This is a genomic window from Rhodococcus zopfii NBRC 100606 = JCM 9919 (genome assembly GCF_001895025.1).
GTDB lineage: Bacteria > Actinomycetota > Actinomycetes > Mycobacteriales > Mycobacteriaceae > Rhodococcus > Rhodococcus zopfii.
Genome location: NZ_BCXI01000105.1, coordinates 1 through 1,794, shown reverse-complemented (window position 1 = coordinate 1,794; position 1,794 = coordinate 1). Strand labels below are relative to the sequence as shown.

At 67.9% G+C, this 1,794-nt stretch carries 2 protein-coding genes and 1 pseudogene; 2 read left to right on the top strand and 1 reads right to left on the bottom strand.

Going from position 1 to position 1,794, the window contains the following annotated elements; genetic code table 11:
* Nucleotides 1–94: 94 nt before the first annotated feature.
* Together RZ1_RS29295 and RZ1_RS29290 are read left to right on the top strand one after the other, a co-directional pair.
* Nucleotides 95–541: pseudogene (locus RZ1_RS29295) on the top strand (ATP-binding protein); the annotation flags it as partial.
* A gap of 115 nt (nt 542–656) precedes the next feature.
* Complete coding sequence (locus RZ1_RS29290) at nt 657–1,448, top strand: GNAT family N-acetyltransferase (RefSeq protein ID WP_238072480.1); 792 nt, start codon at nt 657–659, stop codon at nt 1,446–1,448.
* A 22-nt stretch (nt 1,449–1,470) separates the two neighbouring features.
* Here the strand turns inward: RZ1_RS29290 and RZ1_RS31740 are convergent, their stop codons facing one another.
* Entirely contained in the window at nt 1,471–1,602 is a 132-nt protein-coding gene (locus RZ1_RS31740) for a hypothetical protein (protein ID WP_280522860.1), read from the bottom strand.
* Nucleotides 1,603–1,794 lie beyond the last annotated feature (192 nt).

Genomic DNA, 1,794 nt, shown 5'->3' with positions numbered 1-1,794 from the left:
AAACGTGCCATTGCCCGCCAGATCTACCGCCATCTGGAAGCTCACGCGATGGGGCTACACCAGCTTCCTCACGCCGCTTGACAGGACATAGAAGCATCTGTCGGTCGGCCTGGCCCGCGCCGCCGCGCACGCCGGCTACCGCACCTATTTCACCACCGCCGCCGACCTCGCCGCCCGCTGCCACCGCGCCGCGATCGAAGGCCGGTGGGCGACGACGATGCGGTTCTACGCCGGACCGACCCTGCTGGTGATCGACGAACTCGGCTACCTACCCCTGCCCGGAGAGGCCGCATCGGCGCTGTTTCAGGTTGTCGCGCAACGCTATATGAAGACCTCGATCGTCATCACCACCAACCGTGGGGTCGGCGAGTGGGGCGAGGTGCTCGGTGACACCACCGTCGCCGCGGCCATGCTCGACCGACTCCTGCACCGCTCGGTCGTGCTCAATCTGGACGGCGACTCCTACCGCCTACGGGACCACCACGCCCGCTCGGAGAACCTCCGCAGGGCCACCACCGGGACCCGACAACCGCTACAGTGAAACCCGCCTGCGGGTGAGCACTTTCACCGAGCACGTCTGGGCACTTTCGCTGAGCCTCATCATAACGAAATGAGCCAACTCAGGCGGGGAACGATGGGCTCACTAGGATCGCGGTGTGGGCGATGATCTGATGGGAGCAATGGAACTCAACCTCGCGTCTCATGCGGGGCACCTGCACCCCACGGTCGCCAGCGCGACGGTGCACGATCCCGGCGACATCCTGATCGTGGACAGCGGACTGGACGACGACACCTTCAACCTGGTGTGCCGGGCGCGGATGGCGCCGCTCACGGCGCAGGCACGACTCGAGGAGATTCTGGCCACGGTGAGGGCGGCGGGGCGCCCGTTCTCGTGGTGGGTTGCTCCGACCTCGACGCCGGCGAACCTGGGTGAGCTGCTGCGGGAGCGGGGCCTTCGGGCGTCGGAGACTGAGCTGGCGATGACCGCGTCGATGATGGAGATCCAGTTGCCCGCGCCGGACACGGACCTGAAGGTCGTGACCGTGACGAATCGCGAGCAGTTGCGTCACTATGCGGAGCTGATGGCCAGGAACTGGACGCCGCCGTCCCCTGCGGTGTTCGACTTCTTCGAGGCCGCGGGTTCAGCGATCCTACGGAGCGAGTGCGCCAGCACCTTCGTCGTCGGCTATCTCGCCGGCGAACCTGTGGCGGGGGCGGAGATCCACCTGGCAGCCGGCGTTGCCGGTCTCTACGGCGTGGTCACCCTCGAGGCCCATCGCAGGCGGGGCTTCGGCACCGCGGTGACCCTGGCGGCAGTCGAACGTGCCCGGGCGGCCGGGGTGGAGCGGGTCGTGTTGCAGGCGTCTGAGGACGGTGCGCCCGTCTACGAGCGGATCGGATTCACGCCCGTCGGAATGTACACCGAGTACGCGCTGCGACGGGGGTGAACCACTTGTCCGGCCCGGTCCCTCAGACCCGGACCGGGTCCAGGAGCGCGCGCCAGGCGTAGGCGCGCACGTCGGCGTCCGCGTCGTCGATCGCGGTGCTCAGGACCTGTTGCGCCGCAGGATCTTCCGGCCAGGTGGCGAGTGCGTGCCGCACTCTGCCGGATCTGCCATACCGACTCCTTCGGTCCGGCGACCGCCAGCGCGACATCGGTCCCGGTGGACACGATGGTCAGGTGCGCTTCGATCACGTCGCGGGTGTGGTGGAAGATCGGACGAGCGCGGTGGAGGATCCCGACGAGACAGTTGCCGAGCTGACGGAGTGCAGCATGATGGCCCAACCGGCTGG